A 21211-nucleotide genomic window follows, 5' to 3' on the forward strand; every position below is an offset into this window, starting at 1 on the left:
GAGGAAGCCCGCTGGGACAGTCGACTTGGGTAGAATCGATCGCACGTCGACTCGACCTCGAATCCACGCTCCGCCTCCGCGGAAGACCCAAGAAACAAGTCCCGATACTCAAAAAGAGTCCTGACACCTTTTTGAGCCGACGTCGGAGACGTCGGGCGACTGTGTTTCCCCCAAAGTCCGACTGCGATAGACTGGGGGCGACCGTTTCTCTGACTCCCCGACCCAAGTTTAGATTGGATTTGTTGCGATGAGCCGTGCCTTATTAGTGATTGACGTTCAACAAGAGTATTTTGATGGTGCGCTGCCGGTGACCTATCCCGTCGGTCATCTCGATCAGATTTTGCGAGTGATGGACGAGGCGAAACAGGCGGGGGTTCCCACTGCTGTGATTCGGCATCACCAGCCGGATCCCGACTCGCCGATTTTTCGACTCAACTCGGATGCATGGCAATTACACCCTGAGGTTGAAAAACGCCATCGTGACGTCCTGATCGACAAACAATTGCCTGGCTCGTTCACCAATACCAACTTGGCCGATTGGCTGAAGAAGGTGGATGCCGACACCGTGGCAATTGCCGGTTACATGACTCAGATGTGTTGTGACACGACGGCCCGCCAAGCGTTTCATCGCGGATACAAAGTTGAATTTCTGAGTGATGCGACGGGAACGCTGGACGTTGAAAACGAAGCGGGCTCGGTGACCGCCAAACAACTGCAAGATTCGATCCTGGTGTCGCAGCAGATGTTCATCAGCGAAGTGATCGCGACAGATGCGTGGCTCGATCGAGTGCGGTAAACCAATGCGTCGCTGCAAACTCAGCGGAAAGGATGTAGTCACTTCGAGGCTGTGGGCGTAATAGTACACCCCGGCACACCATTGCTTCCGTCCGGTTTGCCCGGGCGGGGCGGGCAACTGCCAGCTACCAAGGCAACCTCCCAATCCCGCCTGATCTCCGTCGGGCTTGTCCCGGCGGGATCGACGGATCGAGTCGTGTGACCGCCGAGACAAGCTCGACGGAAGGATGCTGATACTCGTGCTGAACAAAGCCTCGAATGGCTGCTGGGATTTTTGGCAAAATCCACTACGCCAAAACGATGCTGCTTACGTCAACAAATCGTGCACGACGTGGCCGTGCACATCGGTCAAACGAAAATCGCGGCCTTGGAAACGATATGTCAGTTGTTCGTGATCGAAGCCCAACAAGTGCAGGATCGTTGCCTGTAAATCATGAACATGCACCGGATTCTCGGCAACGGAAAATCCTAGCTCGTCCGATTTCCCATAGTCGAATCCGCCTTTGACACCGGCACCGGCCATCCACATCGTGAACGCATCGGGGTAATGGTCGCGACCGAGCACCTTACTGCCCGCCGTCCGGCCTTCGCGGAACGGAGTACGTCCGAATTCGCCTCCCCATACGATCAACGTGTCTTCGAACAATCCACGTTGCTTCAGATCTTTGATTAATGCGGCGATCGGCTTGTCCATCGTCGCGCATTTTTTGGTCAATCCATCGGTGATTCCGGTATCAGCACCCGTGCCGTGAAAATCCCAGCCCCAATCAAATAGCTGGACAAAACGGACGCCCGACTCGACCAACCGTCGTGCTAATAAACAATTGTTGGCCAGACTCGATTCACCTGGCTTCGCTCCGTATGCTTCCAGCGTCTTTTGGCTCTCTTGGGAGATATCCATCACCTCGGGAACCGCAGTCTGCATACGAAACGCGAGCTCGTATTGCGAGATACGTGTCAAGGTTTCGGGATGCCCCATCTCCGCCGCTTGCAGTTCATTTAAATCATGCAGAGCGTCAAGCGTTTTACGACGCAATTGACGATCCATCCCATTGGGATCCGATGCATACAGCACGGGATCGCCTTTGGATCGGCACTGAACGCCTTGGTAGACCGAGGGCAGAAACCCGCTGCCGAACGATGCTTTGCCACCATTGGGCTGAACTCCGCTAGAGATCAAGACCACGAAGCCAGGCAAGTTTTCGTTCTCACTGCCCAGCCCATACGTCACCCAGGATCCCATCGACGGGCGACCCGATCGCGGCGAACCGGTGTAGACCAACAATTCCGCAGGAGCGTGATTAAATTGGTCGGTGTACATCGAATGGACCATACATAGATCATCGGCGATGCCATGAAAATGAGGAACCGCATCGGACATCCACGTGCCATGCTTGCCCACTTGGGACCAGGTCCGCGGCGACCCCATCAATTTGGGTGTGCCGCTGGTGAAGGCAAATTCACGTCCCGCTAAAAATTCGTCCGGGCAATCTTGGTCGGTATGCCGAGCCAGACTGGGCTTGTAATCAAACATGTCCAAATTCGGTGGCGAACCCGTCATGTGTAAATAGATCACTCGCTTTGCCTTGGCAGGGAAATGAGGTTGCCGCAGCGTCAATGGATCGGCTGCGACAGGCTTCGCTGCGGCAACGGACTTTGCTGGAGTAACGTCGGCGGCTTTGGAGTCGCCCATCAACGACGCCAACGCGATCCCGCCCAATCCGGTGGCGGATTGCTGAAGGAAGTGGCGACGTGTTTGAATCTGCAGTTGTTTCAGTCTCGGGTGCATCGTTCTTCCTATCGTTTCATCAACAATTCGTCGAGGTTTAGCATCACATTGCCGACCACGGTCCAGGCCGCCAGTTCTGTCACATCGGCTCCCTCGGGCACGTCGCCAATCGGTTCGGTTGCGATTGCCTTGGCCGCATCGGGGTCGGCAATAAACGCACTGCGAGCCTCATCGACCAGTTGAGCGATTCGCTCGATCTCGAGCGACTTGGGGTTACGAATCAGCGTGGTTTGAAAAATGAATCGAATACGCGCTTCGGTCGTGTTTGCAGCTGCCACCGTACGGCGCGCCAGCGACTGAGCGGCTTCGATATAGACCGGGTCATTCAGCGTCACCAGTGCCTGCAGTGGCGTGTTCGTGCGGATTCGCCGAACCGTGCAAACATCGCGGTCGGGCGCGTCGAACTGAGACATCGACGGATAGGGACTCGACCGCCGCCACGACGTATAAATCCCGGCTCGATACCGATCTTCGCCTTCGCTGGTTTTCCAATCGGTGTTGCCGCCAAACGCCGCCCGCAGCCCCAATTCAGGTTGCGGCGGATTGACGGGTGGACCTCCCATTTTGTCACTCAAAAGCCCGGCCACGAACAGTGCTTGATCTCGCACCATTTCAGCCGAGATGCGGAATCGAGGACCACGAGCCAGCATCCGGTTCATTGGATCGTTTTCTTGCTGTTTCGCGCTCGTCACCGAGCTTTGGCGATAGGTGGACGACATCACCAACAATTTCAGAAACGCTTTGATGTCCCAACCATTCTGCTGCAACTCAGTCGCCAACCAGTCGAGCAATTCGGGATGGGATGGCAACTCGCCTTGCGAACCAAACTCTTCGCTGGATTCGACAATTCCGATGCCAAAGATCTGTTCCCAGTGACGGTTTGCGATCACCCGTGCCGTCAACGGATTATCCTCGTCGACTAACCATCGTGCCAGATCTAAACGATCGGGCGTCTCGCTGTTTCGCAGCGGGTGAAACGCAGCGGGTGTTCCCTCGTTGACCTCGTTACCTAAGCTCGTGTAGTTGCCTCGCAGCTGTACATTCGTTTTGCGTCGTTGGTTTTCGGGAAGCGGTTGCATGATCGGCACGGTGGTCGCCGGTTTCATCTGACGTAGCTGAGTTTCCAATTTCGCATGTTGTTTGCGAATCGGATCCAGCGACGGCGCGATGCTGCGATAGTAGGCGGCTAGATCAGCCTGTTCACTCTCAGAAAATGATCGCGTGGTATCGGCTAACAACGATTGGATCTTCGGCGGCATCGCAGCCCATCTCGCAATATCCGCGTCAAACGTCATCGACACACGAAACTCGTTGAGCAGATGTTTTGCATGGACCGATTGCTGATCCAAAGTCAGCGTCAACGTTCCTTCGGCAAGCTCGAGTGGCCGATCAAGTACCAGGGTCAATTGGTGAGCTGAACCGATTCCGCCTCCGATCGCCCATCCCTTTTGGTTGTCAATCTTATCGGCCAGGATGCTGGCGGCCGTAAAATTCGGTTGCTCATAATCAGCGAACGCCGCCGCGAAACGAAGCGAGGCTTTTCCAGACGTACTGAGTTCCAAACTTGGCGTTGGCAACGCTTCGGGCGACTGGTGCCAGATCACGTTGCGGTCTTGATCGAGCAATTGCAGCGTATATCCGGCCAATCGGCCCGAGATACCACCACCGCCATCGGTGCGATTCCATAGAGCAATACGATCCACCGGATGCTCGGCCCCCAGATCGACTTCCCACCACGGGTTGTCTTCGGTTTGGGTATGGATGACCGTGCGATCTTGGAAATTGCCACTGATATTCCCATCGATCGCGAACTTCGCGGGCCCGTTGAAACCAGTGGAACTTTGCGTCGCGGTGCCTGAAAGAGCGACGTTTTGTGCACCGCTAAATACTTGCAACTCCGCAATATGCAAAATCCGCTGCTTGCCCGGAAGTTCCACTCGAACGAAACGAGCGTTCATCGGATGGACGTCGTTGGGCGTCCAACTTGCTGAGACTTTGGAAAGAACAAAATTCTCGGCCTGCTCCTCGCCGACCTCTAATTTCAAACCGACAAGCGACTGCGGGGTTGCTGTTTTATCGTTGGATTTCGCCGCAGCCGCCAGTCGCGAATCGGCGATGGGAAATTGCAGCGTGTAGGTGTCGCGGTCCGCTTTTTTACCCGCTGCGGTGATCCAGCCATCGCTTCCTGTGGTCATTTGGCGGTGGCGAGCCGAGAGTTCCGCTGGCACCAGCGGCGACCACTCGGGTTGCTCGCGTATCGATTTCAGCCACTTGGCTTGTTGCGTTTCAAGCTCGGGGGTTGCTTGATTTAATCGTGATTCGAGCTCGGTGATTTGCGTCCGCAGCGATTCTTTCAACTCGAGTTGTTCCGGCAACCAAACCTCGTGCAAGGGGCTTTCGTCTCGGCGATCACGATCAGCGGACTGGTTAAAAAAGGCAAAGAACTGAAAATACTCGTCATGCGTGATCGGGTCATATTTGTGGGTATGACATTGAGCACAGGCCATGGTGGTTCCCATCCAAACGGCCATCGTCGTATTGACTCGATCGACGACCGCGACATTGCGGAATTCTTCGTCATTGGTTCCGCCTTCGTTGTTGGTCATCGTGTTGCGATGAAACGCGGTAGCGATCAATTGCTCGTCGGTCGGGTTTTCCAGCAGATCGCCAGCAATTTGTTCAATCGTGAATTGGTCGAACGGTTTATTTTGGTTCAGCGAATCGATGACATAATCGCGATATGCCCAGATCGTTCGCAGTGGATCATCAGCGTAACCGGCGGAATCCGCGTAGCGAGCTAAATCCAACCACACACGAGCCCAGCGAATACCGAAGGTGGGCTTGGCCAGCTGTTGATCGACGTACTTTTCATACGCATCGGTGTCGTGGTCGTTCACGAACGCCTGAGCTTCTTGCCAACTCGGTGGCACTCCGGTTAAATCAATTGCCAATCGGCGAGCCAAGGTCAAACGATCGGCCTCGGGGGACGGTTCGAGTTGGTTGGATCGGAGTTTGGCTAGCACGAATGCATCGATCGGATTCCGCCCCCATGTGGCATAATCGCCAGTTTTTTCGATCGAGGGCAGGGCAGGGCGGGTTGGTTTTTCGTAGGACCAATGCTTCGCATAGCTGCCGCCTTGTTCAATCCAGCGACGGATCAAATCGATCTCGTCTTTGGACAGCGGTTTGCCTTTTCCCTTAGGTGGCATCCGCATCTCATCGTCGTCAGTCGTCAGCCGCTCAATTAACTCGCTATCGTCTGGATCGCCAGGTTTGATTGCGACGTAACCACCGAGATCTTCGCGTGAACCGGCTTCGGTATCGAGTCGTAGCCCGGCGGCCCGCTGGTCCTCGTCCGGTCCATGACAGGCGACACAGCGTCCAAACAGGATCGAACGGATGTCGCGGTTGAAATCGACAGGCTTGTCTGCAGAACAGACCCCTGCGGCAATCAGACCACAGGCAATTGGCACTATGTATCGAAAACGTGAAAGCATCGATTTACTGAAAATTCGGAAGGAAAAAGGGAGAGGGGGCACAATGCGGCAATCGCCGCATCAGGCTTGAGAGCCCTCAAGCGACATGGGCAAACAGGAAGAAAGCAGGTGAAGAACGAAAGGCGGGAACCGCGAGATACGCGGGGGGTGGCGGGTGTGGGGCGATTTTGGCCAACAGGCTCATTTTACCAAGGATTGGACGCCTCCTTTTGCTCTAGAAAACTTTTTTCCTACACGTTTTACAGCCCAAATCCGTCGACTATTCTTCCCCAGACCCCCAAACCGCCTTAAAAACGGCATTAATGAGCCGAAACCAAACAATCATTATTACCGTCAAAAAGCGAAGTCGTTTGATGATCTTTGCTGCCGAGGATGTGTCAAATCGCACGGCTTTATTACTGAGTTCTACGCCAAACCTATGTTTTCCACGTACGGTGTGCCGCATGATAGATTGCCCCATCGCCACCGTTCGCCCCATTTCAATTCCCGGCTCTGGAAGAAGCGCTCCCGATGCAGGATCCCCTTGTACAAATCGAATCGAACGTGCGTGGTTACGCACGCTTGTTCCCAGCGGTGTTTAACAAAGCCGTGGGTTCCATCATTACCGATACGGAGGGTAACGATTTCGTTGATTTCCTCTGTGGTGCGGGATCGCTGAACTACGGACACAATAATCAACACGCCAATGCAGCACTGCTGCGGTACATTCAAGCGAACGGAATCCAACATTCGCTCGATACGGTTACCACAGCAAAGGTTGAATTTCTCGAGGCCTTTGAGCGAATCATCCTGAAACCGCGTGCGCTTGATTATCGTGTTCAATTCACCGGTCCTACCGGAACCAACGCAGTCGAAGCCGCAATCAAACTTGCTCGTAAACAAACACAACGCTCGCACATCGTCGCGTTCACCAACGCTTATCACGGGCATTCGCTTGGCGCGTTGGCATTGACGGGGAACCAATTTTTCCACAGTCAATTTTATGGCTCGCACAACAACGTCACGCATTTGCCATTTGATGGCTACATGGACGATTATGACACGTCGCTGCTATTGGAAAAAATGCTCAACGATTCGAGCAGCGGGTTGCCCAAACCGGCTGCTGTGATTCTTGAAACCATCCAGGGCGAAGGAGGGGTGAATGTTGCCAGCGACACTTGGTTGCGTCGTATTGCATCTCTTTGCAAAGAGCACGAAATCCACTTGATCGTCGATGACATCCAAGTCGGAAACGGTCGCAGTGGAAAGTTCTTCAGTTTTGAACACGCCGGCATCACTCCCGATATCGTATGCGTTTCCAAATCGATCGGCAGCGGGATGCCAATGTCGATCGTATTGATCCGTCCAGAAATCGACGCTTGGAAACCGGGCGAACACACCGGCACATTCCGAGGCAACAACTTGGCTTTTGTTTCCGCACGAGCGGTGCTGGAATATTGGAACGACCCAAGTTTTGAACAACAAATCGAAGATCGCAGCCAAATCGTACAACAGAAACTACAAGCGATTTGCCTCAATCACATCGATCAATCGCTGAGCTTTCGCGGTCGCGGAATGATTTGGGGACTCGATATGCGATGTGGCGACCTTGCGAGCCAAACAATTCAAAATGCATTCAAGGAAGGGTTGTTGATCGAAGGCGCCGGAGCGTCGGACCAAGTGTTGAAGGTGTTGCCCGCACTGACGATCGAAACGTCCGTGCTGCAAGAAGGGTTACGAATCCTCGAATCGGCAGTTGACGCTGCGATTGCAAGTCGGCATTACATTTCATCCAAAACACCGACCACGGCGAAGTAGCACGTTTGTCAGACAACGAGTCGTTCTCCGTCACAAACGTTGATCCCTATACGTCCCTATGCTTGAATCATCCCATCAAACGCCAGCCCATCAAACGATCGAAGAACTGATCGCATTCCCTGATTTATGGGGCCGTCAACTGCAGCGAACCCCTAACCACGTGGCGGTTGTCTCCGCAGCGGGTCAATGGACTTATCGGGACCTCGATCATCAATCCAATGCGGTTGCCCGTGCCTTGGTCTCGGTAGGAATCCAACACGGCGATCGAGTGGGATTGTGCGTCGATCGGTCGCCTGAAGCGATCGCGGCGATGCTTGGGATCATGAAGCTGGGTGCCGTGTTTGTTCCGCTGGACCCCGATTACCCGGTCGATCGTCTTCGCTATATGGTCGACGACGCCGCAATCACCACGATCGTGGGGCACCGCTGTTACTACGAATCCATTGGCGTCCCCCTGATCGATCAGGATGCGGCCCATCGATCAACACCCTCAAACATCTGCTGGGTTGACTGCGTACCGGATCAGTCGGACTCAAATGCATTGGGCCCAAACGTGTCGGCTGCCCGTCCAAGCGTCTCCATCGCCCCGAGTGATTTGGCGTACATCATGTACACCTCGGGATCGACCGGGAAACCCAAAGGGGTGCAAATCCAGCATTCGGCGTTGGCGACCTACTGTTTCGCCGACATCGACGTCTTTCGATTGACCGAAAACGATCGTACGCTGCAGTTTTCGACGCTCTGTTTTGACATCGCGATCGAAGAGATCTTCCCGCCGCTGTTGTCAGGCGGCTGTGTTGTGGTTCGCCCCAAAGAGCGAGCAAGTCATCGCAACGAATTGTCTACCTTGATTGATCGTTTTGAGATCACGGCGGTTCACATCGCCGCAGCCTATTGGCACCAATGGGTTGACTTGATGGTCGCGTCGAAAGAACGCGTCCCGGAATCGCTGCGATTAATCATTCCGACAGGCGAAAAAGTATCCGTCGAGCACTATCGCCGTTGGCAATCGATATGCGACCACGATGTTTTATTTTGTAACGCCTACGGTCCCACCGAAGCGACGGTGACGTCAACCGTTTACATCCCGGATGAGTCGTTTGATGCTGCGAACATGCCGATTGGCAAACCGCTGAAACGATACACGGCTCATATTTTGGATAACAACTTACAACCGGTCGCCGAGGGAGAAACCGGCCACCTGTTTATCGGCGGGCCCGCGTTGGCACTGGGCTATTTAAACCGTCCCGACTTGACTGCGGCGGCGTTTGTCAACGTCCAAATCGACGGCGAGAAGCTGCGTTTATACCGCACCGGTGATTTGGCTCGTTGGTTACCCGACGGCAACATCGACTTTGCCGGCCGTGTCGATCACCAGATCAAATTGGGGTCGTACCGAATTGAACCAGGCGAAATCGAGGCTGCGATCGACCAAGCCCCCGGCGTGCTGGGGTCGTTGGTCAGTTTTGACGAAGTGGACGGCAAGAAATTTTTGGTCGCCTATGTCGCTCATGGCAAGCACGAGGTGTCGGCAAATACAATCGCCACGTTTCTTCGCAGCGTCCTGCCGCCCTATATGGTTCCGGCTCGCTTTGTTTTCCTGGACAAGTTCCCACATACGATCAACGGCAAAATTGATCGTCGGGCTCTGCCGCCCGCCAGCGAAGGGGTCGTCGCTCGCGATGAAAGCTACGTGCCGCCTCGCGACAATCTGGAGAAACGATTGGTCGAACTTTGGCAAGAAGTTCTGAACGTGCCGGAGATCGGAATTCATGACGATTTCTTTCTGCTCGGTGGCAGCTCGCTATTGGTCACGCAAGTGGTCGCTCGCTTGACCAGCGACATGGATATCGATTTGCCCGTCCGTGATTTCTTTGCCAATCCGACCGTCGCATCATCGGCAAGACATTTGCGTGAATTGTTGGGTGAAACCACTGAATCATATGTGGATGATGACATCCGCGCGTTGCGAGATCGATTGCCCGACGTCCAAGCATCGTTTTTTCAGAGCAATGGACAATCGCTGTACGGCGTTCACTATCGCCCCCGCGGAAACAAGCTCGGTCGAGGTGTCGTGATTTGCCATTCAATCGGTCACGAATACGCTCGTGGCTATCGCAATTTGCAACAACTGGCCATTCAGTTGTGTAGCGCCGGATTTGATGTGCTTCGGTTTGATTACGCCAGCACGGGCAATTCTGACGGTGCATGTGCCGAATTGACTGCTGCAGAGATGCAATGCAATCTGATCAACGCACGTGATTTCTTGATTCAACAAAGTGGTGCAGAACAGATCGCGGTCATCGGACTTCGACTCGGAGCCACGATCGCAGCCTCGATGGCCGATGGCAGCTTCGACCAAGTCGTGCTTTGGGATCCGATTGTCGATGTCAGCGAGTTTATCGGGACGATGGACCAATGGCACCGGCGTCAGTTGACTGAACTGCGTCGTTTCAGCACGATCCGCGTTGCCAGCGATGTCGACCAAAGCTATGGCCATGCGATGTCGTCTGAGAAGCGGCAGAGTTTGGCAGCTTTGCAAATGCCAGCAACCGGAAAAAATGTTTCGGTCGTGGTTAGCGATCAAAGTTTGACGTCGCCCGTAGAACAGACATGGCTGGCGTCTCAAACCAATGTAACGCGGGTCGCGGATGTTATTCGCTGGGACGCGCAACGATACACCGAAAGTGCGTTTTCATCCCCAGAATCCGCGAAAGCGATTCTGAGAGTGCTACAGCGGGAGCAGGGCGACGGCGAGGCGTCAGCAGCACAGCGACCGGCGCGATTGCAAACGCAGCCGGCTCAACCTGAGCTCGCAAATCCCAGTCCCTCCGACTCAAAAAACGCAATCGTATTCGGCAACTACGACCACTTGCTTGGCGTTTGGCAACCGTCGACCACGACACGACATTCTGATACGGCTGTGATTTTGGTCACCCCCGGCATGCTGCATCACGTGGGTCCATTTCGGCTGTATGTGGACGTCGCCAACGACTTGGCTCGTCGCGGTATTGCTTCGCTTCGGTTTGATATTTCGGGTATCGGTGAAAGCTTTGGCGTGGGTGCCGGCGGTCGATCGATCGACCGTGCCGCGGACGAAATCAGCCAAGCAATCGACTGGATTTCTGCGAACACTCAGCTCCAAAAAATTGTGCTGTTTGGATTGTGTAGTGGTGCAGATGACTCGTTACATGCCGCGGTTCGTGACGATCGCGTTTCCGCCGTCGTACCAATGGATGGTTGTGGCTATCGAACACGTGCGTACTATTGGCATCGATTTCGCGGTCATCATTTTCACCGCATCTTGCGACCGAAAAAGTGGTGGGAAGTCCTTCAGCGATTGCTCAACCAAGACAACACCGCACCGCCATCGCTGCAGCCCGGAGACGACATTCGCGAGTTTCCGTCGCGAGAGACGGCGGTCGCAGAATTGAGTGAACTGGCTGATCGCAAGACACGGTTGCACTTTGTCTACACCGGCGGCGTGGGAATGTACTATAGTTACGCCCAACAGTTCCATGACATGTTTCCTGAACTGAGGGGCCGTGACGAGGTTTCCACCTGCTTTCATCCGGCGATGGATCATGTCGCCTATTTGTGCGAAGACCGAGCCAGGTTGGTCGATCACATCGGATCGCAGATCGATCAGATGGCAGCACATTCGGGTCTGTAAGCAGTGAACGGGCATGTTGAACTGGTATGTTCAACTGGCATGTCACAAACAATCGCTTGTTCTGACCACGAGAATCCCACCATGTTTCGACGCCAATTCCTCGGCAGCATCTCTGCTGCCGCCGCCTTGATCCCTTCGCTAAGCCTGGCCAGCGAGTCACGTTCGCTGATCCAATCGATCACTCCGGAAACGCTGCGACGCAACCGCGATGGTCAATCCGAGACATGGTTTCACCCTCGTGCTTGTATGGTACCTCGCGGTGATGGAAGCTCGTTTGCGTTGATGACCATGCAGTGGATTCGCGGCTCGGACTATTTTGGCCCTGTTCACTGGACACGCTCGGATGACCAGGGCACGACGTGGTCGGATCCCGAACCGATCGATGCGTTGGGGCGTGTCCCGGTGCCCGAGCATGACGGTTTGATGGCAGGCGTTTGTGACGTCGTTCCCGAATACCACGCGATGAGCAACACGGTTTTGGCAATGGGGCATGTCGTGTTTTATCGCGGCGAAAGATTTTCCAGTCGCGAGCAGCTTTCCCGCTATCCGGTCTACACCGTCCGCCGCAGCAATGGCACATGGTCCGAGCGAAAAATCCTGCACTGGGACGATCCGCGTGGTTCGTTTATCTATACCAACAATTGTGGCCAACGCACCGTCAACGCGGATGGTGACATTATCATGTCGTTGACGTTCGGTGCGACCAGCAAAAACCGAAGTGTCGCGGGCGTCCGATGCACGTTTGACGGAGAGCAGTTGAATATCGTCGACGTGGGGCCGGCGCTAACGCTCAACGCGGGACGCGGTCTGTTGGAACCGTCGGTCACCCGTTGGAACGATCGCTACTACATCACACTCCGCGCCGAAGACGGGCATGGATACGTGGCGTCGAGTCGTGATGGCTTGAATTATGGCGAAAAACGAGCATGGTGCTGGGACGACAACACGCCGATTGCCATGTCAACGACTCAGCAGCACTGGGTCAATCATCCGCAAGGCCTATTTTTGGTGTATACCCGCGAAGACAAAACAAACAAGAACGTGATGCGTTGGCGGGCTCCACTTTGGATCGCGCAGGTCGATCCCGAACGACTCTGTTTGCTGCGAGATACGGAACGAATCGTTTTGCCCATGGTCGGCGATGGCGTTGACCACCCCGACGAAGTGGCATTGATGGGCAATTTCCATGTCACCGATGCCAGTCCCCAAGAGACCTGGGTTACAGTCGGTGAATGGATCCCCAAACGATCCGCCCGCGGCGACCTGAAGATGGCACGTATTAAATGGGCGGAGGGAAAAAAAGTGAGGAGTGAGGAGTGAGGAGTGAGGAGTGAGGAGTGAGGAGTGAGGAGTGAGGAGTGAGGAGTCTGGAGTCTGGAGTCTGGAGTCTGGAGTCTGGAGCGGAGCCACCGAAGAGGACTCTGCTCAGGTTGCGGCGTTTAGCGAACTTTACATTGGAACCGGATGGTGACGCTTTCGCCGACCTTCAATTCGTCCGTCAACTTCCACTGCAACATCAACGATTCCGCTTCGTTTCGTTTCGTCGAGAACTCAGCTCCGCCGCTGCATGTTTGACTGTCCGCCACGTACTCGAGTCGCGTGGTCAAATTGTCGGTCAGCGTAACATCATTGACCGCCGAATCGCCTACGTTCTCGACACGAATAGCGAACGAAACCACTTCGCCGGGCTGAGCGTGTTGACGATCGGCAAACTTGCCAATCTGCAATCGACCGGCATCGGGGAAATCGTAGACTCGCATTTCCTCGACACGTAGATCACGTGTCAATGTAGGCGGTTTCAGATCCTCGATTGCAACTTCGATCGATTCTTCGACACTCCATGACACCGCCGCATTTGCGGCTTCTTGTAGCAACGCAAGTTGATTTTCTTGCAATTGGCCCAAATCCAGCACCGACAACCCGGCCAACGCGGCCAGCACGTCTTCGGCCATTTCAGGCTGCAGCACGTTTTCGATACGAACGCCACGATTGCGGTCTCGCATCGCGTCGATTCGTCGGGTCACGTCGGCGTGGGCGAGGCCCTGAGTGTCGTTGATGACTAACCCAGGCAATTCGTCATGAATTCGATTGAGTCCCACATCGTGTTTGACGCCAGCGACCCCGATCACATGTCCGCCCGAAGCGGCACCGGTGATCTTTCGTACCGAAGCAAACCGCGGAGCGTAAACGCAAACCCGATTGCTCGCTTTGACCTCGGTATCGCCTGCGTCGGTCACGTAATGAACCACCGTATCTTCGGGGTCCAGCCCAGCCAATGTATCGTTGCGACGAACCCTAACATCTTGGTGATGATCGCCACCGTCACATAAGAATTCGTTTGGATCGACGCCATGGGCATTCCAACCACCGCCACCATAGGTTGCATAGGCTTGCGGACCACTTTGACATGCGTTTGCATTGCCCGCCGCGCATCCACCGCAACCACATGCCGCCGCGTTTTGTGCGTGTGCTTGATGCCGCCAAGCTACCTGTTGGACCGCCGGATTCGCCTGTGTCTGCGCCGTATGCATCGCGGCCGTCGACGGAACGGGCATCGATGGTGCGTTCGTTGCCGAGGGATTTTGCGAGGCAAACCCCGTCGGTGATGGCGTGGATTTGGACTGTGGCAATTGACATCCCGTCAACGCAAATCCCGCCAAGAGGGTTACGACCAGCATCACCAAACTAACACGTTGGCGACTGAGGGAATCATTCCGTTGGTTCATCGGAGCGTTGTCTTTCGGAGTCCGCTTCATTGCTGCACTCCTTGCTCGGGTTGATAGATCGGCGTCCAAGCGGGGTAGCCAAAGAAGAACTGAGGCATCAACGCGGCAGCGGACGGTGGGGCCACGGAACCGATGCGAACGATCGCGACGGGACGTCCCATCCGATCGGCGACTTCCAGAGCGTCTTGGTGTTCGGAAAGCTCGATGGCGCGTGAGGTCTGTGGCGTTTCCGCAAGCGGGAACGCGGTCGTTGGATCTTCTAAATAGATTACTCGGGTGACTAAACGGCCTTCGAGTGCGGCTTCGAGATCATCGCGGTCCAAATTGATCGGAATCGGGTACGTCGTCGCCAATCCCGGCGGCGGGTAGATGCGATCGATCAATTCGACCGTTGGGTACAACTCGGCACCTTCGGCATCGGGGATACCGGTGATACGAAAACGATAAACACCCCCGATCAACAATCCCACTTGCAGCGATGGGTCTTCGGTGCCAAACAGCTCGCTGCCCTGAGGCATCGAAAAACCGACCCCATCGGGTCCTGAGAACGCGACCGGTTGAAAGTAGTTTTGGACTGGGCCGCGGCCGGCCAACCGGGCTTGTCCGATCACGCCGGCAGGCATGTCGCCGCGAAGAACGTGGTGACGTTCGCCGCTGCCAAGATAATCGCTCGGATCCGCCGCCGCCGTCATCGTGTTGCTCATCAGAACAAGGCACGAGAAAGTTGCCAACGCGAGCATCGCGGTTGATGACGCGACGTTGGTTCGAGAGCGGGTTTGGCGAGTCATCATGAAGAACCGGGACGGATCGCGTTTGAGAGAAAATGACAGCGAGTGTCGCCTTTCGCATCGCGACGCAGCACACTTGCTCGCGAGGGGAAAGGCAACACTCGACCCGAAGGTCGAGCGTAGGTTGCCCGAATCAAAACCAAGTTAATGGTTGTGATTTCAATGCACTTCTTCGCTGGCGTGTTGGTACAGCGGCCGTGCGTTAGGAACACCCGGGTGGATGTTCTGCTCGGTGATGTTGATATTACTGACCGGGTTCGGGTAGCTATATCCAGGTTGCATACGCACACCGATTTTGACTTTGTCCACAGGTTGTGGCATGTGCATTGGGGTGTGGTTACGCATCACGTGCTTCTTCAATCCCGCAGGGCTTCCCAATGGAATGTGTGGTGGTCCAGGCAATCCGATTGGTGTGCCGGAGATTGGCATACCGTATTGCGGTGCGTTGACACCGGCGATCATTCCTGGCAATCCCATCGGCAGCGAAGCACCGCCACCGGCAGGTCCGCCGCAGCCTTCGGTCATGGCCGCTGCAAACGGAGCAGGCAAGCCTGCGATCGGAGGTCCCATCATTCCGCCCATCACTCCGCCACTTCCACCGGCTCCCATCATTTCGATGTCTTTGTCACCTAGGCGAATGATTGCAAGAATTGAACCACGACGGTCCGCTTCGACGATTGGATCGATACCTGGATCAAGCCGAGTGCTGACCAGGGTATCGATGCCTGCCAATGCAGGACCTTGGAAATCAGGATCGGGCAGGTAGATCACCTTGGTGACAAAGTTGCCCGTCAGGACTTGGTCAAAGTCTTCGGCGGTGAACTGGATAGGTACCGAGTTGTGGGCCAAGTAGGCTCCGGTTCGTGGGTTGGCGTACGCCAATTCCACAGTGGGATACAATTCGACGCCTTCACGGGTCGGAATGTTGGTCAGCTTGAGCCGATACAGTCCTCCTTGAGGAAAGTTTTGGCGAGCTGGAACGACCAAGGGGTCGCTGTCGAACATGCCGCCGCCGGACGCATCGTAGCGAACCTGCATCCCTTCGGGTTGGCTCATGGTAACTTGAACGGTCGAGGGTACGCCCGGCATCATGGGCATCATGGATGCCACGCCACCGCCTTGGACGGCTCCTCCGGCTGACGCGCCGCCGTTGCAATCAGCACAGGCCGCTCCGCTTCGCATGCTAGCGAGTTGGAAGTTGCCTTGGCCGCCTGCTGCGGGTCCAAGCGGAGCACTTCGCATGACGTCGGGTCCAGCTTGCCCAATCGCGCCTTCCGGCACTGGCCCGCCGCCCATCATCCCAGCAGATCCCATCGGACCTGGGCCCATTCCACCGGCTCCCATCATACCTGCCGCTCCCATCATGGGCATTCCCCCGCCCATTCCAGCAGCCATTGGCATCGGTCCCATGACTCCGGGACCGGGTCCGCCAACTCCTGGACCCGGTTCGAGCATACGCTGTTCGGGCGGCAAGTTGTGGCGAACCGGCACGCACCCGGTGGCGAGGACCGCCGTGGCCGCCAGCAGCGACATATGAGTGACGATTCGTTTCATCTTTCCCCTCGTTCCTTGGGAGATGTGCACTCGGTGTCCGAACTCGCGGCGTTGCGATTCCATCAACCTAACCACATCCAATAAATGTTTTGTAAGTGTGAACGATCTGGGTGGACGCGTGACCGGGAATCCAACTACGATCCGTTCGGCATTCGGCCAGACCTTCTTCGTAGTTGGTCATCGGCACACGGAGGGTATTATCTTTGGAAAAATCGACATAACCGGACTATGAAGATTGACCGCTACAACCATCGGATCTGCGATAGCAAATTCGTTCCGCGTTTCACATCGAGTTTCACACGCCGTCGTGGCGGATCCAAGGGGATCGTGCTGGTTTGTCTGTGTGCGGTTTTTCTCGCGTTTTCTGCACTCGATTGGCAAATCACCGTCGCCGACACGCCGTTTGGCGATACCGAAGCCGTCGCTGAACCAAGTGACCAAGCTGCGGTGTTGGAAAATGAAGAAGCCGCAAAAAAACTTTTACGGCGTGTCACCGTTCAGCTCGCCAGCGGGCCTGCGTTTGAATCCAAAGTGCGTCAACGTGTCTGGACCACCGGTCGCGAAGTCGTCGGCGTGGGAACATACGAGCAGTCCGGGCACACATCGGGCCAGTTCAATTTTCAAATGACGATGCACGATGGCGAAGGCAAACATACGCTGCAACAAATGAGCGACGGCCGCTTGGCGTGGACACGTACCGAAGTCGCGGGCGAAATTTCGTTGCGACGGGTCGATGTCGCCCGTTTGGACGAATGGTCCGCGTCGTCCCAGCACGAAGGCATGTTGCCGTTGCGAGTGCGAGTGGGCGGATGGATCGAATTGATCGAACAAATCCAACGTGACCATCAATTGCAAATCGCCAGCGGCAAGTTGCAAGGACAACCGGTCTGGGTCGTCACCGCCACGCTGCCTGAAAGCGTCCAAGACAAAGTCATGCAATCGTCGGGACGCGAGGAATGGCCCACGCTGTACCCGGTCAAAGTCTGTGTGGTGATTTCCAAAGTGGGCAACAAAGAATCGGGCTTCGGAAAATTCCTACCGCTGAGAATCGAACATTGGAGCCGGGTGATGGACGAGCCCTCGGGTCCCGAAACGGACGAGATTCCTCAAGCAGAGCGTCTGATTTCGCTTGTGGAACTCTATTCAATTCGCCAGATCGCTCCACCACCGATCGAACGATTTCGCTTTGAAAACCGCGATGCCGAAGTCAACTTTACCAACGAAACCGATCGTTATTTGAAACAGTTTGGGGTCCACGTGGCGGAGCTGAAACCGACTGAACGCTATTGGTAGTGTCCAGGGCGTCTGCGTCTCGCTGCGGTAGCGGCTATAATGCGGTTTCTAGATTTGCATTAACGTCGCTCTCACACGCACATGAGATCGGGGCGCAATGACCCCCAGCGCATTTAATCATTCGTCGTTGATCAACGGCGGCCGTCTGATCGTTTTCCTGGCTGCGGGTCTGTTGTTGCTGGGGATGATTTTGTCGCTCCACAAGAGCGAAAAAAGCCTCGTTCAAACCGCAGGCGGGCTGGACGAAGCCGCATTGGCGACGATCGAAATCGATGGGGCAAAACCGCAGCCAGAGCACAATGGCAAACTCGTCTACATTACCGGTCGATTAGAAACGTCCGAGCCGATCAGGGACGAAACCTTTGCACTTGAGGTCGATGCCGTTCGCTTGGAACGCCACGTCGAAATGTTCCAGTGGCGTGAGTATGAGAGGCGACGCGACTCGCTGTCGACCAATGACCGTTCGATCGGCAGACGCAAAAAGGTTTATCGCTACGAGAAAATCTGGTCCAAACAATTGATCGATTCCTCCGCGTTTCGGCACTCGGGTTACGACAATCCCACGGCGATGCCGTTTCCGAGTGACAGCGTCCAGGCAGACAAGGTACAGCTCGGCGGTTTCCGGTTGTCGGATTCGCTGATCGATCAAATCCCACCAAGCGATCCGCTGAATTTTCGACTCTCTGATCTGTCGGCGTCAATCGCTCGCGATTCCTTTATCCACCACGATGCTCCCAACCAAGCACCGCGACTGTATTGGTCCGCCGGACGCGGCCGGACGAGACGGGATGCTCAAATTGGCGATGCACGTGTCTACTTTACGACGCGTCCAAGCGGTACTGTCAGTGTGATGTCGCAGCAGAATGGCGATTCGTTTGTGCCGTATCGTACCGCCACAGGTGCACAAATCGACCTGCTGTCGATGGGCGTCGTTAAACCCGACGTCATGGTTCATCACGCACGCCACACGGCTATACGTTCGGCATGGGCTGGCCGTTTGATCGCCACCGTTGTGATGATGGTGGCTTTGTACTTGTTGATGCGGATAGGATCTCGGGTGATCAATCCTTTCGCTTATCTAACCAGGATCACTGAGCTGCAACGATGGCGAATCGCAGCTGCGGTCGCTGTCACACTCGCCTGCTTTTGCGTTTGTAGTGCGTGGTCACTACATCACCCCTGGTACGCTGTAAGTGTGCTGGCGATCGCGGTGCCGATCATTCCGGTGAGTGTCCGCGGTATTCGACCTCGCAGCATGCCGCTCCGCAGCGATGCGTCTGTTTCCGATGCGGAACATCGCAAGAACCGCAAACGAAAACGACGACGGAGGCTTGCCAAACGTCGCCGAAAAAAAGGGGGTGTGGGGTAGACCGCCGCCGCAAACTTGAATTGAGCTGCGGTGAAAAAAATCGGGGACCTGCTAGCATCCCCCGTGACTGGCCCCCGTGACTGGCCGTGGGGAAAATCGCCGTGGAACTTCGAGAGGTGAGACCTCGGAGAGACGAAAGCTCGACGGGACAATTCGTCGCTCGCACAATATCGCCACCCCCTTTTCGGCGTCCTTGTCGCTACAACTCTTTGTAGCCAAACGACTTCGGCTTTCCGACAGAATTTTCATGATGTCAAATTTCTTGGCTCAACGGGGCTCTCTGCCTTTATAATGAATGGGACTCTGTTCTCTTGATCTTTTTTATCCCGACGAAACGCAAGAATGCTTCTTGCGTCACCACGCGCCGGATCCCTGTCGTCTGACTAAGCTAAAGTTGGCGATGGCAATCTCCTGGTTCTACTGGCGACTGTTCGTCGTTCTTGGTTGCGTTCTCCTTTGGAGCTGGATATCCATGACTAATACACCCACCAACATTCTGCGGTTGTATTCCGAAACTTACGAAAAAACGAAACAAGTCAAGCTGACGCTCAAGGAGTACCTTGACGCGGCCGGCAGCGATCCATCGCTGTACAGTTCCGCAGCCGAACGCATGGTCGAGGCGATCGGTGAGCCGATCCACGTTGACACATCGAACGATTCCCGGCTGGGCCGGATCTTTATGAATCGCACGATCAAAACCTATCCCGCGTTTCAACAATTCTTTGGACTCGAAGAAACAATCGAACGCATCGTAGGTTACTTTCGTCATGCCGCGCAAGGACTCGAAGAACGCAAGCAAATCTTGTATCTGCTCGGTCCGGTCGGAGGCGGTAAAAGTTCGCTTGCCGACCAACTCAAAAAATTGATGCAGGCACGGCCCGTCTATGTGCTCTGCGCTGATGACGAGATCAGTCCGATTTTCGAAAGTCCGCTAGGGTTGTTTGACCCCAAAACGATGGGACATGTTTTGGAGGAGGACTACGGTATCCCCACGCGCCGATTGCCTGGATACATGTCACCGTGGGCATTGAAACGGTTGGACGAATTTGGCGGCGACATCTCGAAATTCTCGGTCGTCCGCGTGATGCCTTCCGAGCAACGACGCTGCTTGGTCGCCAAGACCGAACCGGGCGACGAGAACAATCAAGACATCTCGTCCTTAGTCGGCAAAGTCGACATTCGCAAACTTGAGCACTTTGGCCAAGACGACGCGGATGCCTATTCCTATTCAGGCGGGCTAAACCGCACGACGCAGGGATTGCTTGAATTTGTCGAAATGTTCAAAGCACCGCTCAAAATGTTGCACCCGTTGTTGACCGCCACGCAAGACGGTTCCTATGTGGGGACCGAAAATGTCGGAGCGATGCCCTACCAAGGAACGATTGTCGCGCATTCGAACGAATCGGAATGGGAATCGTTCAAATCCAATCGCAATAACGAAGCATTCTTGGACCGGATCTGTGTCGTCAAGGTCCCGTACTGCCTGCGGGTGACCGAAGAGAAGATGATCTACGACAAATTGATCCACAACTCGGAACTTGGCAACGCGCCATGCGCCCCAGACACATTGGAAATGATGGCCCGATTCTCGGTGCTGACGCGGCTGAAGGAGCACGAGAATTCGAGTCTGTATTCGAAGATGCGGGTCTACGATGGGGAATCGCTCAAGGACACCGATCCGCATGCTCGCACCGTCGGTGAATATCACGATGCCGCAGGCGTCAGCGAAGGAATGGACGGCGTTTCGACCCGTTTTGCTTACAAAATCTTGTCCGAAACGTTTAACTTTGACACCCATGAAGTGGCTGCGGATCCCGTTCACTTGATGTACGTGTTAGAGCAATCGATTCGGCGTGAGCAGTTGCCAGAGGACACCGAACAGCGATATTTAGAATTTGTCAAAGAAGAGTTGGCATCGCGATACGCTGAA

General features: G+C 55.2%; 12 protein-coding genes. 7 read left to right on the forward strand and 5 right to left on the reverse strand.

All coding sequences use genetic code 11. The features are described 5' to 3' along the window. The first annotated feature begins 247 nt into the window (after positions 1–247). Complete coding sequence (locus RMSM_RS27905) at positions 248–796, forward strand: cysteine hydrolase family protein (RefSeq protein WP_040769712.1); 549 nt, start codon at positions 248–250, stop codon at positions 794–796. A 306-nt stretch (positions 797–1102) separates the two neighbouring features. On the opposite strand, the gene RMSM_RS27910 is transcribed toward RMSM_RS27905, so the two are convergent. Together RMSM_RS27910 and RMSM_RS43040 are read right to left on the reverse strand one after the other, a co-directional pair. Beyond that, positions 1103–2584: a DUF1501 domain-containing protein gene (locus tag RMSM_RS27910; RefSeq protein ID WP_008705001.1), complete on the reverse strand. Its 1482-nt coding sequence runs from the start codon at positions 2582–2584 to the stop codon at positions 1103–1105. An 8-nt stretch (positions 2585–2592) separates the two neighbouring features. Then, a complete protein-coding gene (locus tag RMSM_RS43040; protein ID WP_008705003.1) occupies positions 2593–6057 on the reverse strand; it encodes a DUF1553 domain-containing protein in 3465 nt (1154 codons plus the stop codon). A 534-nt stretch (positions 6058–6591) separates the two neighbouring features. Between RMSM_RS43040 and ectB the strand changes: the two genes are divergently transcribed. The 3 genes from ectB (at position 6592) to RMSM_RS27935 (ending at position 12871) form a co-directional block, all read left to right on the forward strand. Beyond that, positions 6592–7878: a diaminobutyrate--2-oxoglutarate transaminase gene (gene ectB, locus RMSM_RS27925; RefSeq protein WP_008705006.1), complete on the forward strand. Its 1287-nt coding sequence runs from the start codon at positions 6592–6594 to the stop codon at positions 7876–7878. Between the two features lie 58 nt (positions 7879–7936). Further along, entirely contained in the window at positions 7937–11551 is a 3615-nt protein-coding gene (locus RMSM_RS27930) for an amino acid adenylation domain-containing protein (protein WP_008705007.1), read from the forward strand. Positions 11552–11632: 81 nt separating this feature from the next. Continuing rightward, positions 11633–12871 carry a sialidase family protein gene (locus RMSM_RS27935; protein WP_201767086.1) on the forward strand — a complete coding sequence of 413 codons (1239 nt, stop codon included), beginning with the start codon at positions 11633–11635 and terminating at the stop codon, positions 12869–12871. 119 nt (positions 12872–12990) lie between these two features. On the opposite strand, the gene RMSM_RS27940 is transcribed toward RMSM_RS27935, so the two are convergent. The 3 genes from RMSM_RS27940 to RMSM_RS27950 all read right to left on the reverse strand — a co-directional run bounded on the left by RMSM_RS27940 (position 12991) and on the right by RMSM_RS27950 (position 16619). Beyond that, entirely contained in the window at positions 12991–14307 is a 1317-nt protein-coding gene (locus RMSM_RS27940) for a DUF11 domain-containing protein (RefSeq protein ID WP_008705016.1), read from the reverse strand. Beyond that, positions 14304–14981, reverse strand: coding sequence for a hypothetical protein (locus RMSM_RS27945; protein WP_236622327.1), 678 nt, complete (start codon positions 14979–14981; stop codon positions 14304–14306). Before RMSM_RS27945 ends, RMSM_RS27940 begins: the two co-directional genes overlap by 4 nt. Before the next feature lie 243 nt (positions 14982–15224). Continuing rightward, positions 15225–16619, reverse strand: a complete 1395-nt coding sequence (locus RMSM_RS27950) for a hypothetical protein (RefSeq protein WP_040769723.1) — start codon at positions 16617–16619, stop codon at positions 15225–15227. A gap of 228 nt (positions 16620–16847) precedes the next feature. Between RMSM_RS27950 and RMSM_RS27955 the strand changes: the two genes are divergently transcribed. The 3 genes from RMSM_RS27955 to RMSM_RS27965 all read left to right on the forward strand — a co-directional run. Next, entirely contained in the window at positions 16848–17912 is a 1065-nt protein-coding gene (locus tag RMSM_RS27955) for a hypothetical protein (protein WP_008705024.1), read from the forward strand. A 97-nt stretch (positions 17913–18009) separates the two neighbouring features. Next, positions 18010–19281: a TMEM43 family protein gene (locus RMSM_RS27960; RefSeq protein ID WP_008705025.1), complete on the forward strand. Its 1272-nt coding sequence runs from the start codon at positions 18010–18012 to the stop codon at positions 19279–19281. Positions 19282–19753: 472 nt separating this feature from the next. After that, positions 19754–21211, forward strand: a 1458-nt coding sequence (locus RMSM_RS27965) for a PrkA family serine protein kinase (protein WP_008705026.1), incomplete at its 3' end; no start/stop codon positions are given.

The sequence above is a fragment of the Rhodopirellula maiorica SM1 genome (assembly GCF_000346295.1).
Lineage (GTDB): Bacteria > Planctomycetota > Planctomycetia > Pirellulales > Pirellulaceae > Novipirellula > Novipirellula maiorica.